The sequence below is a fragment of the Janthinobacterium sp. JF4 genome (assembly GCF_059617925.1).
The window spans coordinates 1-16,337 of sequence record NZ_JCAQAV010000052.1; the positions used below are offsets into that span (position 1 = coordinate 1).

At 62.4% G+C, this 16,337-nt stretch carries 14 protein-coding genes; 8 read left to right on the top strand and 6 right to left on the bottom strand.

What is annotated here, in order from left to right; all coding sequences use genetic code 11:
- Window positions 1-53: 53 nt before the first annotated feature.
- The 5 genes from AC54AF_RS24640 to AC54AF_RS24660 all read right to left on the bottom strand — a co-directional run bounded on the left by AC54AF_RS24640 (window position 54) and on the right by AC54AF_RS24660 (window position 5,552).
- The gene (locus AC54AF_RS24640; RefSeq protein WP_496638669.1) at window positions 54-1,007 is read right to left on the bottom strand and encodes a GGDEF domain-containing protein; all 954 of its coding nucleotides are present in this window, start codon (window positions 1,005-1,007) and stop codon (window positions 54-56) included.
- Window positions 1,008-1,216: 209 nt separating this feature from the next.
- On the bottom strand, window positions 1,217-2,359 hold the full coding sequence (locus tag AC54AF_RS24645) for an FAD-dependent monooxygenase (protein WP_496638670.1): 1,143 nt from the start codon (window positions 2,357-2,359) through the stop codon (window positions 1,217-1,219).
- A 9-nt stretch (window positions 2,360-2,368) separates the two neighbouring features.
- A complete protein-coding gene (locus AC54AF_RS24650; protein ID WP_496638690.1) occupies window positions 2,369-3,691 on the bottom strand; it encodes an aminopeptidase P N-terminal domain-containing protein in 1,323 nt (440 codons plus the stop codon).
- The gene (murU, locus tag AC54AF_RS24655) at window positions 3,691-4,410 is read right to left on the bottom strand and encodes an N-acetylmuramate alpha-1-phosphate uridylyltransferase MurU (protein ID WP_496638671.1); all 720 of its coding nucleotides are present in this window, start codon (window positions 4,408-4,410) and stop codon (window positions 3,691-3,693) included. Before murU ends, AC54AF_RS24650 begins: the two co-directional genes overlap by 1 nt.
- Before the next feature lie 74 nt (window positions 4,411-4,484).
- Window positions 4,485-5,552, bottom strand: coding sequence for an aminoglycoside phosphotransferase family protein (locus tag AC54AF_RS24660; RefSeq protein ID WP_496638672.1), 1,068 nt, complete (start codon window positions 5,550-5,552; stop codon window positions 4,485-4,487).
- A gap of 98 nt (window positions 5,553-5,650) precedes the next feature.
- On the opposite strand from AC54AF_RS24660, the gene AC54AF_RS24665 reads away from it, so the two are divergent.
- The 4 genes from AC54AF_RS24665 (at window position 5,651) to rsmA (ending at window position 11,341) form a co-directional block, all read left to right on the top strand.
- A complete protein-coding gene (locus AC54AF_RS24665) occupies window positions 5,651-7,894 on the top strand; it encodes an LPS-assembly protein LptD (RefSeq protein WP_496638673.1) in 2,244 nt (747 codons plus the stop codon).
- Window positions 7,895-7,997: 103 nt separating this feature from the next.
- Window positions 7,998-9,386, top strand: coding sequence for a peptidylprolyl isomerase (locus tag AC54AF_RS24670; protein WP_496638674.1), 1,389 nt, complete (start codon window positions 7,998-8,000; stop codon window positions 9,384-9,386).
- A 19-nt stretch (window positions 9,387-9,405) separates the two neighbouring features.
- A complete protein-coding gene (gene pdxA, locus AC54AF_RS24675; protein ID WP_496638675.1) occupies window positions 9,406-10,461 on the top strand; it encodes a 4-hydroxythreonine-4-phosphate dehydrogenase PdxA in 1,056 nt (351 codons plus the stop codon).
- A gap of 100 nt (window positions 10,462-10,561) precedes the next feature.
- Window positions 10,562-11,341, top strand: coding sequence for a 16S rRNA (adenine(1518)-N(6)/adenine(1519)-N(6))-dimethyltransferase RsmA (gene rsmA / locus AC54AF_RS24680; RefSeq protein ID WP_298402914.1), 780 nt, complete (start codon window positions 10,562-10,564; stop codon window positions 11,339-11,341).
- A gap of 14 nt (window positions 11,342-11,355) precedes the next feature.
- On the opposite strand, the gene AC54AF_RS24685 is transcribed toward rsmA, so the two are convergent.
- A complete protein-coding gene (locus tag AC54AF_RS24685; RefSeq protein ID WP_131689453.1) occupies window positions 11,356-12,273 on the bottom strand; it encodes a LysR substrate-binding domain-containing protein in 918 nt (305 codons plus the stop codon).
- 209 nt (window positions 12,274-12,482) lie between these two features.
- On the opposite strand from AC54AF_RS24685, the gene AC54AF_RS24690 reads away from it, so the two are divergent.
- The 4 genes from AC54AF_RS24690 to AC54AF_RS24705 are packed head-to-tail and all read left to right on the top strand — an operon-like array spanning window position 12,483 to window position 16,327.
- Window positions 12,483-13,610, top strand: a complete 1,128-nt coding sequence (locus tag AC54AF_RS24690) for a porin (RefSeq protein ID WP_496638676.1) — start codon at window positions 12,483-12,485, stop codon at window positions 13,608-13,610.
- A gap of 57 nt (window positions 13,611-13,667) precedes the next feature.
- Window positions 13,668-14,690 carry an ABC transporter substrate-binding protein gene (locus tag AC54AF_RS24695; protein WP_496638677.1) on the top strand — a complete coding sequence of 341 codons (1,023 nt, stop codon included), beginning with the start codon at window positions 13,668-13,670 and terminating at the stop codon, window positions 14,688-14,690.
- A 21-nt stretch (window positions 14,691-14,711) separates the two neighbouring features.
- Complete coding sequence (locus AC54AF_RS24700; protein ID WP_131689454.1) at window positions 14,712-15,551, top strand: ABC transporter permease subunit; 840 nt, start codon at window positions 14,712-14,714, stop codon at window positions 15,549-15,551.
- Window positions 15,548-16,327: an ABC transporter permease gene (locus tag AC54AF_RS24705; RefSeq protein WP_034778814.1), complete on the top strand. Its 780-nt coding sequence runs from the start codon at window positions 15,548-15,550 to the stop codon at window positions 16,325-16,327. The genes AC54AF_RS24700 and AC54AF_RS24705 overlap by 4 nt, the downstream gene beginning before the upstream one ends.
- The last annotated feature ends 10 nt before the right edge of the window (window positions 16,328-16,337 follow it).

Here is a 16,337-nt window from a genome sequence, read left to right on the forward strand (position 1 = left end):
TATTGAAAGCAACGCTGGGAGCGTTCCCACATCTGACGGTGACATAGCCTTTTTTATTGGACTGCCGCTGCCGCGACGACCTGGTTGCGTCCCTGGCGCTTGGCGACATACAGGGCCTTGTCGGCATCCGATATGGCCGCGTCCAGGCTGGCGCCTTGCACCAGCGGCGCCACGCCGATGCTGATGGTCACGTGCAACGGGCCGCCGTCGGGCAGCACGGTGACCGCCGCTGCCACGGCTGCGCGGATGCGTTCGGCCACCTGGTATGCCTGCTGCACGCTGGCGTCGGGGAAGAGCAGGCCAAACTCCTCGCCACCGAGGCGCGCCGCCACGTCGGTGATGCGTCCCGTGTCGCGCAGCGCCTGCGCCACCGTGCGCAGCACGGCGTCGCCCACGGCATGGCCATAGCGGTCGTTGATCTTCTTGAAGTGGTCGAGGTCGGCCACGCCCACGCTCAGGGCGGCGCCGCTGCGCGCCGCGCGCGCCATCGCCTGCTCGGCATGCGCTTCATAGGCGCGCCGGTTGGGCAGCGACGTCAGCGCATCGTGCAACGCCTGCTGTTCCAGCTGCGCCAGCAGGCTGGCGTTCTTTGCCGCCAGTTCGCGCCGTTCGCGCACGTCGAGCAAGAAGGCGCCGAAATAGCGCATGCCGTCGACCACGCCCAGGTCCAGCGCCTTCATTTCGATGGGGATCATTTGCGTGTCGCGGTGGCGGATGGCGAATTCGCGGATCTTCCCCAGCACGCTGGAACTGCGCGAGCTGCGGATGTAGTTGATCACGTGGTTGTCGTGCTGCGCGCCGACGGCGTCGGGCAGCAGGCCGTTCAGGGTCTGGCCCAGCAATTCCCCGCTGGCATAGCCCGATAGTGCCTGCATGGCGCCATTGATATAGCGGATGCGGCAATGTTCATCGATGATGATGACGGCGTCGAGGGCGTCTTCCAGGAGGCGGGAAAAGAGTACTTCGGGAAGAGCGGCAGGCGGTGCTGCGGGCAAAGCATCTGTCATGGAACGGTCGCCGAAAGCCAGGTGACAGACATTGTCGCATCCGCAGGCTGTTTACTCCATGCCGGATCGCCCGCCTGTTTCTTTTTCGCCCGTGCCTGCTCGTTACTGCTGGGGGTTGCACAGGGAGCCAGGGCTAGGCGCCTTGCCGAAGGCAGTACGATCACAGTACGACAAGGCATGGCAACAACGCCATGGCCCCCTGTGCGCCCTCAGCGGCGGCCGTACATCATCAGTTCCGCCAGCTCCTTGCGCGCGGGCGGGAAGGCATCCAGCAAGCCCAGCGACAGGCCCAGCAAGCCTTGCGTGGCTGCGCTGCCGGTGAAGATGCGCGCCATGGTGTCGGTGACGCGCACGGTCAGCCCCCGGTCGCCCTGGCGCAGGCTGGCGTAGCGTTCCAGCCCGGCCGGGCTGCTGTCCTGCGCCAGCACGCGGGCCAGCACGGCGGCGTCGCGCAAGCCCAGGTTCAAGCCTTGTCCCGCCACCGGATGCAGGGTTTGCGCCGCATTGCCGATGGCGACCGTGCGCGGCGTGCCGCGCGCCTGGGCGTTCAGGCCCAGCGGATAGGCCAGGCGCGCCGTCGCGTGGCTAAAGCGTCCCAGGCGGCTGCCGAAGGCGGCGCCCAGGCGCGCCAGGAAGGCCGCATCGTCCAGGGCCAGCAATTGTTCGGCGCGCGTGGGCGGCACGCACCACACCAGCGCGTAGCCGTCGTCCTGCGGCAGCAGGGCCAGCGGGCCTTCGTCGGTGAAGCGCTCATACGCGCGGTGGGCGATGGGATCGCTGGTGCGCACATGGGCGATGATGGCGCTTTGGCCATAATCGCGGCTGACGGCGCGTTCCTGCTGCTGGCCGAACAGGCCGCCCTCGGCTTGCACCAGCAGGCTGGCGCGCAAGCCCGACACGGCACCAGCCTGCTCGATCTGCACGCTGACGCCATCGGCGTCTTCCACGCTGCCCGTGACCAGGGCCGGGCGCAGGCTGGCCACGCCCAGGCGCTCGCACACGTCGGCCAGCGCGCTGACGACGGCGCCGTAGCGGGCCACATAGCCGAGCGCCTCGACGCCATGCTCGTCGCGGTCCATCAGGCTGCGCCCGAACTGGCCGCGGCGCGAGACGTGAATCTGGTGGATCTGTGTCGCCTCCACGGGCCAGGCGCCCGCTTCCTCGAGAATCTGGCGGCTGCCGTGCGACAGGGCGATGGTGCGCGGGTCGCGCCTGGCTTGCTCGATGGATTTGGCGTCGAGCAGGGCGATGCCGGCGGCGCGGCTGCCGCGCTGCACCTGCAGGGCGGCCAGCGCCATGCCGACGGGGCCGGCGCCGCAGATGGCGAGATCGAAAGTGGACGGTGTATGCATGCGGCGGCGTTAATCCTGTGACATCAGTTGTTCGATTTCAGCGACGCTCTTGGGCGCCGTGCTGAAGACCTCATGGCCTTGCGGCGTGACCAGCACATCGTCTTCGATGCGGATGCCCGTATGCCAGAACTGCTCCGGCACGCCCGCGCCGGGGCGCACATAGATGCCCGGTTCCACCGTCAGCACCATGCCCGGTGCCAAAGCGCGCCACGGCTTGCCGGGGGCACCCGTGTCGCGGTAGGCACCCACGTCGTGCACGTCCATGCCCAGCCAGTGGCTGGTGCCGTGCATGTAGAAGGGCATATAGGCCTTGTCGGCGATGACATCCTGAACGCTGCCGCTTTTTTGCCGGTCCAGCAATTGCAAATCCAGCATGCCCTGAGCCAGCACCTGCACGGCCGCTTCGTGGATGGCGCTGTGTGGCAAGCCGGGGCGCACCATGTCCAGCGCCGCCTGTTGCGCGGCCAGCACCAGTTCATACAGCGCCCTCTGCGGGCCGCTGAAACGACCGTTGACGGGCCAGGTGCGCGTGATGTCGGAGGCATAGCCATCGAGTTCGCAGCCGGCGTCGATCAGCACCAGCTCGCCGTCGTTTAATGCCGCGTTGTTGGCGCTGTAATGCAGGATGCAGGCGTTGCCGCCGCCGGCCACGATGGAGGAATACGCGGGGAACTGCGCGCCGCTGCGGCGAAATTCGTACAGCAGCTCCGCTTCGAGCGCGTATTCGTGCATGCCGGGCCGCGTGGCGTGCATGGCGCGTACGTGGGCCGCGCTGGAAATGGCGGCCGCGCGGCGCATCAGCTGCTGTTCCTCGGTGTCTTTCAGCAGGCGCATGGCGTCGAGCATGCCATGGATGTCATGCGCGATGGCGGGCGCCGTGACGCCGCTGCGGGCCTTTTGCCGCACGTTGTGCCGCCAGACCTTGACTTGCGCATCGAGGCTGGCGTCCAGCGCGTAGTAAATGGCGGGGGCGTCGGCCAGCAGGCGCGTCATTTCCACGTCGAGTTCCTCGATGGGGAAGGCGCTGTCAAAGCCGAAGCTGGCGCGCGCCGCCTCGGGGCCGTGGCGGAAACCGTCCCAGATTTCGCGCTCCGTGTTCTTGGCGCGGCAAAACAGGATGGCGCGCGCCGGTGCCGTGGCGCTGGCGGCCACCAGGGCCACGGCGCTGTCGGGTTCCGTAAAGCCGCTCAGGTAATAGAAATAGCTGTCGTGGCGATACGGATAATCGCAATCGCTGTTGCGCGGCACTTCGGGCGCCGTGGCGAGGATGGCCACGCTGCCCGGCAGCATCTGCGCCAGCAGCGCCGCGCGCCGGGCCGCGTAGTTGGCCATCATGTTGCGCTGGCCTTGGCCGTGACGCCATTGAGCGCGTCGAGTTGCTGCGGCGTGCCCACATTCGTCCACTCGCCCGGATAGACTTCGCCGCCCACGCGGCCCTGGTCCGCGTACCGGCGCAGCAAATCGCCCAGTTTGGCGTGGCTGCCGGGCGTGATGCCATCGAACATCTCGGGACGGTACACGCCGATATTGGCGAAGGTCCACTTGATGTCGTCCGTATTGTTGATCGCGAACAAGGTCAGGCCGAAGTCGCCTTTGGGATGGAAGTCGGGATTGGGCACCAGATAGGTCCAGGCGATGTCGCGCTGGTCGGCCGGATACGGCGTGCCCAGCACATCCTTGTCGGCCAGCACGTCGAGGACCTGCTTGAAGTCGAAATACGGGCAATAGATGTCGCCGGAAATGGCGAGAAATGGTTCCTCGCCCAGCAGGTGGCGCGCCTGGGCGATGCCGCCCGCCGTTTCCAGCGGCGTGGTCTCGGGCGAATACGCGATGCGCGCGCCATATGCCCTGCCGTCGCCCAGGGTTTCCTCGATCTGGTAGCCCAGGTGCGAATGGTTGATGACGATGTCCGTGATGCCGGCGCGCACCAGGTTCAGCACATGCCAGACGATCAGCGGACGGCCGCGCACTTTCAGCAGCGGTTTGGGACAGGTATCGGTAAGCGGACGCATCCGTTCACCGCGGCCTGCGGCAAAGATCATGGCTTTCATGGTGGAACTCGTTTTCTGTGCAATAAGTGAAAGGCGGGGCCGTGGCCCCGCAGCGGACGGGTCAGGTGCGCCGATTAAAAAGTGTAGCCGACTTGCGGCGTCTTGTTTTCCAGCGCATCGAGCAGACGCACCAGCGGCTTGAGTTCCGTATAGCGGTTGGCCGTCTTGCGCACGTAGTCGAGCACGGTTGGCAGGTCGCCCATGTACAGATCCTTGCCGTCGCGGTAATTCAGGCGCGCGAACAGGCCGAGAATTTTCAGGTGGCGCTGCAGGGCCGTGAACTCGAAATCGCGGTAGAAGGCGTCGATGTCGGGATTCACGGGCAAGCCCAGCTGCTTGGCGCGCTGCCAGTAGCGGATCACCCAGTCGAGCACCAGTTCTTCATCCCACTGGATATACGCGTCGCGCAGCAGCGAGGCGATGTCGTAGGTGACGGGACCGAAGACGGCGTCCTGGAAGTCGAGGATGCCGGGATTGGAGATGGAACCATCGTTGATGTGCATCAAATTGCGCGAGTGGTAGTCGCGGTGCATGAACACTTGCTGCTGCGACAAGATATTCGCCGTGATGGCTTCGAAGACCTTGTCCAGCTGGGTTTGTTGCACATCCGTCAAGGTGGCGCCCAGGTGCTTGCCGATAAACCATTCCGGGAACAGATGCATTTCGCGCAGGATGAAGGCGCGGTCGAATTCGGGCAAGACGTCGGGCTGGCTGGCCAGCTGGATTTTCATCAGCGACTCGAGCGCTTCGGCGTACAGCACGCTGGCGTTGTCGTGGTTCAGGGCGTCGAGATAGGTGGTCGTGCCCAGGTCGGAGAGCAGCAGGAAGCCATGGTCCAGGTCTTGCGCGATGATCTCGGGCACGGACACGCCAGCGCCTTTCAGCAAGCCGGCCACCTTGATAAAGGCGGGCACATTTTCGCGCTCGGGCGGCGCATCCATGGCAATCAGTGTACTTCCTGGCAATATTGTATTGCCTGGCAGCACATCGAGACGGTAGTAGCGGCGGAAGCTCGCATCGCTGGAAGCGGGGCGGGCGGATTCGGGCGCGACGAGGTTAAGCGAGGTCAACCAGGCTTTCAACAGGGTCAGGCGAGCGTCGGCGGAGGCCGGCGCGGTGGAGGAATTGGGGGAGAATGACATTAAGCGGCCTGTGGAATCGGGTTGATGGTGCAGATTCCCATATAATAAGGGATTCAAATCAAAAAATCGCCTGTCATGGTGCTTGCCCCTTCCAATTCATGAGCTGGTTTTCGGCCTCCCCCCCTTCGCAGCGCTGGGCTTTCGCCATCAGCGCGCTCGTCGCCGCTACGACGGTGCCTGTTCACGCCCAGAAAGCACCGCGTCCGGTTCATGTGGAAGATCCCGACGCGCCCACCGTCATGACGGCGAACAGCATGAACGGACGACCCGAAAGGGAGATCAATCTCGATAAAAATGTCGTGATTGAGCGCGGAAAAACCACAAAAATGACGGCAGATACAGCTTGTTACAAACAAGTTGAAGATCAGTTCGACGCCGAGGGCCATATCAAGATGTGGCGTTTCGGTGATTACTACACGGGCGATGTCTTGAAGCTGAACATGGAGACCGGCAAGGGTTTTCTGCTCAATCCGACGTACCGCTTCGAAGTGGGCGGCGGCCAGGGCAAGGCCGAGCGGGTCGACTTCATCAACCCCGACGAAGCCACTGTCATTGACGGCACGTACAGTACCTGCGAAGGGCCGAATCCGGACTGGTACCTGAAATCGAGCACCTTGAACCTCGATACGGGCCGCGACGTGGGCACCGGCAGCAAGACCATCATCTATTTCAAGGACGTGCCGATCCTGGGCACGCCGGGCATCTCGTTTTCGCTGTCGGGCGCGCGCCGCTCGGGCTGGCTGGCGCCCACGCCGGGCTTTGCTTCGAAGAACGGTTTCGAGCTGCTGATGCCGTATTACGTGAACATCGCGCCGAACCGCGACCTGACCCTGTTCCCGCGCTATATACAGCGGCGCGGCATCCAGCTTGGTGCGACGGGCCGCTACATGGGCGAGACGGATGCGGGCCTGTACCAGGGCGAAACGTCGTTTGAGTTCTTGCCTAACGACAAGCAGACCAAGACCAACCGCTACATGATCAAGTCCAAGCATGAGCAGGCGCTGGCCAAGGGCTGGAGCTACAGCTGGGATCTGCGCGAGGCGTCCGACAATAATTACCCGAACGACTTTTCGAAAACCGTCGCCACCGCCACCGAGCGCCAGTTGCTGCGCGAATTGCGCACCGATTACCGCACCGAGGACTGGAGCCTGACGGCGCGCGTGCAGAATTACCAGGTGCTGCAGGATCCCGATCCCGCGGTGACCGTGCCGCGGCCGTATGACCGCTTGCCGGCGGTGAACTTCCATGCTGGCAAATACGACGTCTGGGGCGGCTTCGACTGGACCTTCGACGCGGAGGCGACGCGTTTCGCCCACCCGACCGAGGTGCAAGGGTCGCGCCTCGTGGCCGTGCCGCAGGTGAGTTTCCCCATCGTGCGTCCTGGCTACTTCATCACGCCCAAGCTGATGCTCAATGCCAGTGCGTATCAGCTCGATAACGACGCCAGGACCAAGGCGAAGTTTGCGGATACGTCGTTTACGCGCGCCGTGCCGACTTTCTCGGTCGACAGCGGCCTGGTGTTTGAACGCGACACGAATCTGTTTGGCGCCAAGGGCGGCACGCAAACCCTGGAGCCGCGCCTGTACTACGTCTACACGCCGTACCGCGACCAGTCGCAATTTCCGAAATTCGATACGGCCGCTGGCACGTTCAACCTGACGCAGATCTTCACGGAAAACCGTTTTGTCGGCAGCGACCGCATCGGCGATGCCAACCAGGTCACGGCAGCCCTGGTATCGCGTTTCCTGCAGGCCGACGGCACCGAGCGCATGCGCCTGACCTTCGGCCAGCGTTTCTACTTTGCCGACCAGCGCGTGCAACTCGATTCGAGCACGCCCGTCAACCAGTCGCGTTCGGATATCCTGCTGGCGGCAACGGGCCGCGTGTCCGAGACTTGGACCGCCGACAGCCTGGTGCAGTACAATCCCAGCGATCGCCAGTTGATGAACTACAACTACACCTTGCAATATCAGCCCGGTGCCAAGAAAGTATTGAATTTTGGCAATCGTTTTCAGCGTGGAGCTAATGGTTGGCGCAATGTGGAAGTGTCGACCCAATGGCCGCTGACGGAGCGCCTGTATGGCGTGGGCCGCATCAGTTACTCGGTGAAGGATCGCAGCATGCTGGAAAGCTTGGTCGGCCTGGAATACAAGGGTGACTGCTGGGTGTTCCGCATGGGCGCGCAACGTTTCGTGACGACGAACAAGACTGTCTCGACGCCGATCTTCTTCCAGCTGGAATTGACGGGCTTGTCGAATGGTCTGGGGCTGGGCGCGAATGGCCTGGAAACTTTTACAAAAACCATCCCCGGTTACCAGACACTGAGCCAGCCACTCCGTTAAGATAGGCACCGTTGCCGCCGCCGGTGTTCCCGGCGCTGGCACAAACCGGTTTTTTTATTCACCTGAACTCATGAGCGCTCTACACATTATGCGTAATGCCAGTATGCACCAACTCAAAATTGCAACGGTTTTGTTGTGCGCCATTTCCGGCGCCACGACCAGTAGTGTCTGGGCGCAACAGGCTGCGCCAGCGCCTGTCGCCAAGCCCGCTGCCGCGGCACCGGCCAAGGGATTCACTCCACCGGCCTCGAGCAGTGGCCAGACCATCGATTCCATCGCCGTCGTCGTCAATGACGAGGTGATCACGCGCAATGAAGTGGCGGCCCGCATCAAGAGCGTGGAGCAGCGCATGAAGGCGCAGAACGTGCCCTTGCCCGATCCTGCCGACCTGCGTCGTCAATTGCTCGAACGCATGATTGTTGAACGTGCACAAATGCAGCTGGCCAAGGAAATGGGCGTGCGCGTGGATGACCTGACCCTGGACCGCGCGATTGGCCGCATTGCTGAACAGCAAAAAATGACGGTGCAAGAGTTGCGCAACCAGATGGAAAAAGAAGGTACGCCGTTTGCGACCTTCCGCGAAGAAATCCGTGATGAAATCATCATGCAGCGTCTGCGCGAGCATGAAGTCGACGCCAAGATCCAGATTTCCGATTCCGAAGTGGACAACTTCCTGGAAGCGGAAAAAGCGGCTGCCAGCGAACAGGTGGAACTGAACCTGGCGCAGATTCTCGTGCGCATTCCGGAAAACTCCAGCCCAGAACAGATCGCCGCGCGCCGCGCGCGCGCCGAAGAAGTCAGCCGCCAGCTGCGCACGGGCGCCGATTTCGCCAAGATGGCCGCTACCTATTCCGACGCCAGCGATGCGCTGAGCGGCGGCGATATCGGCTGGCGCCATAGCGACCGCGTGCCGCCCCTGTTCACGGAACAGTTGCTGAAACTGAAACCGGGCCAGATCACGCCCATCATCAAGAGCAACACCGGTTTCCATATCCTCAAACTGGTGGATCGCCGCAGCGCGGCCGAAGCGCAAGCCGTCGCCGCCGTGCAGCAGACGCATGCCCGCCATATCTTGCTGAAGATAACGCCGACCTTGCCGGCGGCCGAAGCCAAGCGCAAATTGCTGGAATTGAAAGAGCGTCTCGATAACAAGGCCGCCAAGTTCGAAGACCTGGCCCGCTTGTTCTCGAACGATGGTTCGGCGGCCAAGGGTGGCGACCTGGGCTGGTTGTATCCAGGCGACACCGTGCCGGAATTCGAAACGGCGATGAATGCGCTGAAACCGGGCGAAGTGAGCGAGCCGATCGAATCGAGCTTTGGCTTCCACCTGATCGAAGTGCTGGAACGCAAGAGCGATGACGTCTCGAAAGAGAAACAGCGCGCCGCTGCGCGCAATGCCTTACGCGAACGCAAGCTGGAAGAAGCGACGGAAAACTGGGCGCGCGAAGTGCGCGACCGTGCCTACGTCGAATTCCGCGCGGACGACCAGTAATGCTGCAGATTCATTGCGCATGAGTAACTTGCCCCTTGCACGTCGTCCGGCCATCGCCATTACCTGTGGCGAACCGGCCGGTGTCGGCCCGGAAATCTCCATACGCGCGGCCTGGGCCATGCGCAATGAAGTCAACTGCATCCTGCTGGGCGACGCCGCCTTCCTGGCGCTGACGGCCAGCCTGATCGATCCGGAGATCCGCCTGGCGGCGCTGTCGCTGCAAGCCGTGCGCAACAGCGGCCTGCCCCAGTTCGGACCGGGCCGCCTTGCCGTGATCGATATTCCCACTGTTAACAACGTCATCCCTGGCGTGCTCGACAAGGAAAACGGGCGCTCCGTGCTCGCGACCCTGGACGCGGCCGTGGAAGGCGTCCAGGCCGGCTGGTTTGGCGCCATGGTCACGGCGCCCTTGCAAAAGAGCACGATCAACGACGCCGGCGTGGCCTTTTCCGGCCATACGGAATACCTGGCAGAAAAAACCGGCACGCCGCAAGTGGTGATGATGCTGGCCGGCGAACCCGGCCATGGCGAACCGACCCTGCGCGTGGCGCTGGCCACCACGCATCTGCCATTGAAGGACGTGTCCGCCGCCATCACCATGGATAGCCTGGCCGTCACCCTGGATATCATTCAGCTTGATCTGCAACGGAAATTCGGCATCGCCGCGCCGCGCATCGTGGTCACCGGCCTGAACCCGCACGCGGGCGAGGGCGGGTATCTGGGACGCGAGGAAATCGATGTCATCGCCCCGGCGATTGCTGCGGCACAAGCGCGCGGCATCGATGCGCGCGGGCCGTACCCGGCCGACACCTTGTTCCAGCACAAATATCTGGCGGACGCCGACTGCGTGCTGGCCATGTACCACGACCAGGGCTTGCCCGTGCTGAAATACGCGACCTTCGGGCGCGGCATCAATATCACCCTGGGCTTGCCGCTGATCCGCACCTCGGTCGACCACGGCACGGCGCTGGACCTGGCCGCGCAAGGGCTGGGGCTGGCCGATTGCCACAGCATGGAGCAAGCGCTGCAAACGGCGCTCGACATGCTGCGCGCGAGTACCCCGACCAGAGCATAGAGCGTAGGTCGGGTTAGCCGGCACGGCGTAACCCGACGCTGCTTGCTCAACCGATCCCGCCGGCCTGTGCCGGCTTTACCGCATTGATAGAAAACACATTATGAAACACGTTGCCCGCAAACGCTTTGGCCAGAACTTCCTGCATGACCGCTTCGTCCTCGATGACATCACGGCTGCCATCGCGCCGCAGCCGGACGATGCCATGGTCGAAATCGGCCCCGGCCTGGGCGCCATGACGGAGCAGTTGCTGCGCCATTTGAAGCAGATGCATGTGGTCGAGCTGGACCGCGACCTGATCGTGCGTCTGGAAAAGACCTTCAATCCGGCCAAGCTGACGATCCATTCGGGCGATGCGCTGAAATTTGATTTTGCGCAAATCCCCGTGCCGGCCGGCCAGAAGCTGCGCATCGTGGGCAACTTGCCGTACAACATTTCCAGCCCGCTGCTGTTCCACCTGGCGGACTTCGCGCCGCTGGTGAAAGACCAGCATTTCATGCTGCAAAAGGAAGTCGTCGAACGCATGGTGGCCGAGCCAGGCAGCAAGGCGTATGGCCGTTTGTCCGTGATGCTGCAATGGCGCTATGACATGACCTTGATGTTCATCGTGCCGCCGACGGCCTTCGATCCGCCGCCGAAGGTGGAGTCGGCCATCGTGCGCATGATCCCCGTGGCCGAGCGCCTGGCGTGCGACCAGGCCACGCTGGAAGCGGTGGTCATGAAGGCCTTCTCGCAGCGCCGCAAAGTGATCCGCAACTGCCTGGCCGGGATGTTTACGGAAGAGCAGATCAAGGCGGCCGGCATCGATCCGACCAAGCGTCCGGAAACCGTGGGGCTGGAGCAGTATGTAGCCCTGGCGAATCTGCTGAAGGCGCCCGCCTAAGCCCCTGGTTTAACTTAAAACCACTGGTCGACCTGCTGCAAATCCTTTCTCAGCGCTGAAAAACAGTCGTCCACATGGTGGTTGCGGCTGATTTCATTGCGCCGCATCAGGGCGATCTTGCGCTTGCACGTAGGTTGGCGCAGCGGTGCCACGTGCAGATCCTCGTCGTTGAGGAAGGTCGTGTACAGGCTGGGCATGATGCCCACGGCGATGCCGGCGCGCACCACGCCATACAGCGACTCGCTGTGGATCATCTGGTACAGGCTTGACGGGCTCAAGCCATGCTGGCGCAGCGCGCTCGAGGCGAACTCCCAGATGCTGCCCTTGGTAAACACGACGATTTCCTGCCCCGCCAGCTGCTCCCAGCGCACTTCCTTGAGCGGCGCCAGCGCATGGCGTCCCGCCGTCACCAGCACCAGCTCGTCTTCGAACAGGCCCACGCTTTCCAGCGACACGGAACCGGGCACCTCGATGCCCACGCAAAAGTCCAGCTGGCCCGAATGCAGGGCGTGCAGCAAGCCATCGTTGGGCATGTCAGACAGGACGATTTCCACTTCATCGCCATGCTGCTCGCAGTAGCGCGCCACCACCACGGCCGTCATCGCCATGGCCGAGGGGATCGCGCCGATGCGGATGCGGTGGCGGCCGCTGCCGATGGCGCGCTGGATATCGGCAAACGTGTTGCTCGCCGTATTCAATAAATGCGTGGCGTAATCGAGCGCCAGCTTGCCTTCGCGCGTCAGTTCCAGCTGGTGGGTTGTGCGGTTAAACAACTTTTTTCCCAATTGATTTTCCAGCAGCTTGATCGAGGCGCTGAGGGCCGGCTGCGTCACGCACAATTCCTGTGCAGCCTTGCTGAAGCTGTTTACCCGGGCTAGGGTGGCAAACGCTTGCAAATGTCGTAAGGAAATCTTCTTGCTCAGTTCATGCATGGGCGTTGCTTATCAGAAAAAGTAATGGATTTATAAAAATAAACAAATTTTCTTATCCCGCAATTTACCATATTCTGGACTGGTCTTTACTTGCCTCGAAGGCAACAATCTTCGGAGAAGCGCTTGCCAGGCGGCGCCGCTATGCAGGGGACGCATCAATACAATAATTCCAAAAAAACTCAGGGTTTATTCTTTTTAGGGTGGCGGCGATGAACAAATGGATGACGGGAACGATGGTAGTGGGTGGCTTGCTGGCGGCGCAGGGCGCGGCGCAGGCGCAGGCGCAGGCGCAAAGCAGCGTGCAAGTGTATGGCTTGCTGTCGGCCGGTATCGGCTATGTGTCGGATGAAGGCAAGGGCAGCCGCACGCATGCGCTGAGCGGCACGAATCAGAATCCCCGCATCGGTTTCCGCGGCCAGGAAGACCTGGGCAACGGCACCAAGGCCATCTTCGTGCTGGAAAACGGTTTTAACGTGATGACCGGCACGGCCTCGCAAAGTGGCCGCTTGTTCGGCCGCCAGTCGTATGTGGGTTTGTCCAGCAACGACAAGGGTACGCTCACCCTGGGGCGCCAGTACGAAGCCGTCAAGGATCTGCTGGGCCCGGTGGTCATCGCCAGTAACGGCGTGCATATCGGCGACAACGACAATGGCTACAACAACCTGCGCGTGCAAAATGCCGTCAAGTACGTCAGCCCGAACATCAGCAACTTGTCGTTCACGGGCTTGTACGGCTTTGGCGAAAACCCGGAAGACTCCAACCGCAACCGCGTCTACAGCATGGGCGCCGGCTACAAGGTCGATGCCTTCAGCTGGGCCGTCGCCTACACCAGGATGGACCGCCCGAACAGCCCCGATGCGCCGAATGGCGCCATCGGCAATGACTACGGCAGTTCCCTGTTGCTCTTCAACAAGAGCGCCGTCAGCGGCGCCGGCGTGAACAGCCAGGCCATTGCCGGCACGGGAGGCTTTTATAATGTGGGCAAGACCAAGTTTGGCGCCTTGTACACCAACGTGCGCTACCACTACCTGGATCAAAGCAATCTGACCCTGCAAAACGTGGATCTGAACATGAACCACAAGCTGACGCAAGCGTTGAACCTGGGCGCGTCGTATTTCTTTACTACCGGTAAATATGACGTGATCAACAAGACGCCGAAATGGCATCAGGTCAACTTCCAGGCTGATTACTTCCTGTCCAAGCGCACCGACGTCGCCATCACCTGGAGCTACCAGAAAGCGGCAGGCGATGCGACGTTCGCCCGCGTGTTCGGCTTCGGCGCCTCGGGCGGCAAGACGCAAAGCGTCCTGATCGTCGGCATGCGACATTATTTCTGACACTGATTTATCTTTACAGGCGCTGTCGCCCAGCGCCGTTCCCTGAAAGGAAGCATCTTGAAAAAGCACCTCATGTTGGCGTTGAGCCTAGGCTTGCTGGCCAACGCCGCCCACGCGGAAAAACGCGAGCTGGTCATTTCGGCCTATCCGATTGCCCAGCCCTTGTTCATGAAGTATGTGTACGAGCCGTTCAAGGCCAAATGCGCTTGCGATATCAAGGTGGAAACGGGGAATAATGCGGACCGCATCGCCAAGCTGGTGGTGCACGCCAAGAACCCGGTGATCGACCTGGTGCTGCTGTCCGATTCCGGCATGCTGGAAGCGGCGCAAAAGGGTGTCATCCAGCCCATGGATTACTCCAAGCTGAGCAATTACAAGGCCCTGTACGACGTGGCGAAAAACCCCATCGGCGGCAACTACGCCGTCGGCTACACCTTGTACTCGGTCGGCCTGGTGTACCGCAGCGACAAGATCGCCCCGCTGACGTCCTGGAAGGACCTGTGGCGCCCCGAGCTGAAAGGCCGCGTGGCCTTTCCCGACGTGAGCACCACGCAGGGCCCGCTGATGCTGCGCATGGCCGATGCGGCCTGGGGCGGCAAGACGGATGACTACGCCACCGGCTTTGCCAAGATCGTCGGCATGAAGGGCAACGTCGTCACGTTCTCGAAAAACAGCGCGCAGCTGGCCGCCCTGTTCGCCCAGGATGAAATCTGGGCCGCGCCCGTGGCGCGTTTTACGTGGTCGCAAATGCTCAAGACGGGCCTGCCCCTGAAGTGGAGCATCCCGGCCGAAGGCCAGGCGGCCGGCATGAACGTGATGGGCATCGTCGCCGGCTCGAAGAATGCGGACCTGGCCTACCAGCTGATGGATTTCTGGCTGTCCAAGGAAGTGCAGACGCAGCTGGCGACCAACCTGGTCGACTCGCCCGTCAACAAGGACGTGCGCCTGTCGGTCGCCGCCGCGCAATTCAATACCTATGGCGCCGACCAGATCAATTCGCTGAAATTCGTCAAGCCGGAAACCATCATCAAGCAGCGCACGAACTGGATGACGCAGTGGAACAAGGCCATGAGCAAATAGTGGTGACGAGGAGAAAACACCATGTTTGCTGATCCAAAAAAGCGTCTGGGACTGCTGCTGGTCCTGCCGGCGCTGATCTTCATCGTCGTCTGCTTCCTGCTGCCCGTGCTGGCCTTGCTGGTCGACGCCTTCCGCGTCGGCGACGGCATGCAGTGGGGTTTTGAGCGCTTCATCGAATTCTTCTCGCAGGAATTCAACCGCACCATCTTCTGGCGCACGCTGCGCATCGCCGCGCTGGTGACGCTGGCGGCCATCATCCTCGGCTACCCGGCCGCGCAAGCCGTGGCGCGCGTGTCGCCGAAGTGGCGCGGGCTGGTGGTCGGCATGATGATCTTGCCGCTGATGGTCTCGCCGATTGCGCGCACCTACGCCTGGATCGTGTTGCTGGGGCGCAATGGCGCCGTCAACGCGGCGCTCGTCAACATGGGTTTCACGGACGAGCCCCTGCGTTTGCTGTTCAGCGAATTTGCCGTGTTTGTCGGCCTGCTGCAACTGCTGCTGCCCTTGATGCTGATGTCGCTGGCGGGCGCGCTGGAAAACCTGCCGCGCGACGTGGAGCCGGCTGCGGCCACCTTGGGCGCCAATCCCTGGCAAGTGTTTTGCAAAGTCACCCTGCCGCTGACGCAGGAAGGCCTGGTCGTCGGCGGCACGCTCGTGTTTACGGGCTGCGTGACGGCCTACGTGACGCCAGCCTTGCTGGGCGGCACCAAGGTGCTGATGCTCGAAACCCTGCTGTACCAGAAGGTCAGCGTGGAGAGCGACTTCGGTGCCGCGAACGTCATCGCCGTCATCCTCGTCTGCATGACCCTGCTGGTCAACGCCGGCCTTAAACGTATTTCCTCGAGCCGGAGTTCCGTATGAAAGAAAGCTTGTTCTCGCGCGCCGTCCTGTGGCTGGTGTTTTTGTTCCTGCTGGGGCCATTCGCCATCGTCGTGCTGGCCGGTTTTAGCGGCGGCGAAACGCTGGCCTTCCCGCCCGAGTCGTATTCGCTGCGCTGGATTATCGAAGTGTGGTCGGCGCCCGAATTCCGCCGCGCCTTCCAGACCAGCCTGGAGATCGGCCTGATCGCCACCGTCATCGCGCTGTTGCTGGGCATACCCGTCGCGTATGCGTTTTCGCGCATGCCGCCACCGGGCATCGGCGCCATCCGCCAGATCCTGACGTCGCCGCTGATCATTCCCGCCATCCTGGTCGGCCTGGGCTTGCTGCACCACCTGGTGCTGACGATCAATGCGCCCGTCTACGTGGGTCTGTTGATTGGCCATATCGCGCTCTTGATCCCGTACTCGGTGCGCGTGGTGTACGCCAGCCTGGTGAATTTGCGCGTGGATATCGAGGATGCCGCCATCACCCTGGGCGCGTCGCGCCTGCGTGCGTTCTTCATGATCGTGCTGCCGAACATCCGCAACGCCGTGATCGCCGCCTTCTTCCTCGCCTTCGTCACCTCGTTCAACCAGGTGCCCGTCTCGCTGTTCCTGACGGGTCCCGGCATCAGCACCTTGCCCATCGAGATGCTGGGGCATATGGAAAACAGCTTCGATCCGTCGATCGCTGCCCTGTCGACCTTGCTGGTCTTGTTCACCATGGCCTTCGTGATGGTGACCGAGAAGGTGCTGGGCATTTCTAAATACATGTAAGAGGCAACAC

Bases quoted from the DNA above. Each gene is read 5' to 3' on its own strand.
- pdxA (WP_496638675.1), top strand. From the start codon at position 9,406: ATGAGTAACTTGCCCCTTGCACGTCGTCCGGCCATCGCCATTACCTGT.
- AC54AF_RS24690 (WP_496638676.1), top strand. From the start codon at position 12,483: ATGAACAAATGGATGACGGGAACGATGGTAGTGGGTGGCTTGCTGGCG.
- AC54AF_RS24685 (WP_131689453.1), bottom strand. From the start codon at position 12,273: ATGCATGAACTGAGCAAGAAGATTTCCTTACGACATTTGCAAGCGTTT.
- AC54AF_RS24670 (WP_496638674.1), top strand. From the start codon at position 7,998: ATGCACCAACTCAAAATTGCAACGGTTTTGTTGTGCGCCATTTCCGGC.
- AC54AF_RS24640 (WP_496638669.1), bottom strand. From the start codon at position 1,007: ATGACAGATGCTTTGCCCGCAGCACCGCCTGCCGCTCTTCCCGAAGTA.
- AC54AF_RS24705 (WP_034778814.1), top strand. From the start codon at position 15,548: ATGAAAGAAAGCTTGTTCTCGCGCGCCGTCCTGTGGCTGGTGTTTTTG.
- AC54AF_RS24700 (WP_131689454.1), top strand. From the start codon at position 14,712: ATGTTTGCTGATCCAAAAAAGCGTCTGGGACTGCTGCTGGTCCTGCCG.
- murU (WP_496638671.1), bottom strand. From the start codon at position 4,410: ATGAAAGCCATGATCTTTGCCGCAGGCCGCGGTGAACGGATGCGTCCG.
- AC54AF_RS24645 (WP_496638670.1), bottom strand. From the start codon at position 2,359: ATGCATACACCGTCCACTTTCGATCTCGCCATCTGCGGCGCCGGCCCC.
- AC54AF_RS24665 (WP_496638673.1), top strand. From the start codon at position 5,651: ATGAGCTGGTTTTCGGCCTCCCCCCCTTCGCAGCGCTGGGCTTTCGCC.
- AC54AF_RS24660 (WP_496638672.1), bottom strand. From the start codon at position 5,552: ATGTCATTCTCCCCCAATTCCTCCACCGCGCCGGCCTCCGCCGACGCT.
- AC54AF_RS24650 (WP_496638690.1), bottom strand. From the start codon at position 3,691: ATGGCCAACTACGCGGCCCGGCGCGCGGCGCTGCTGGCGCAGATGCTG.
- rsmA (WP_298402914.1), top strand. From the start codon at position 10,562: ATGAAACACGTTGCCCGCAAACGCTTTGGCCAGAACTTCCTGCATGAC.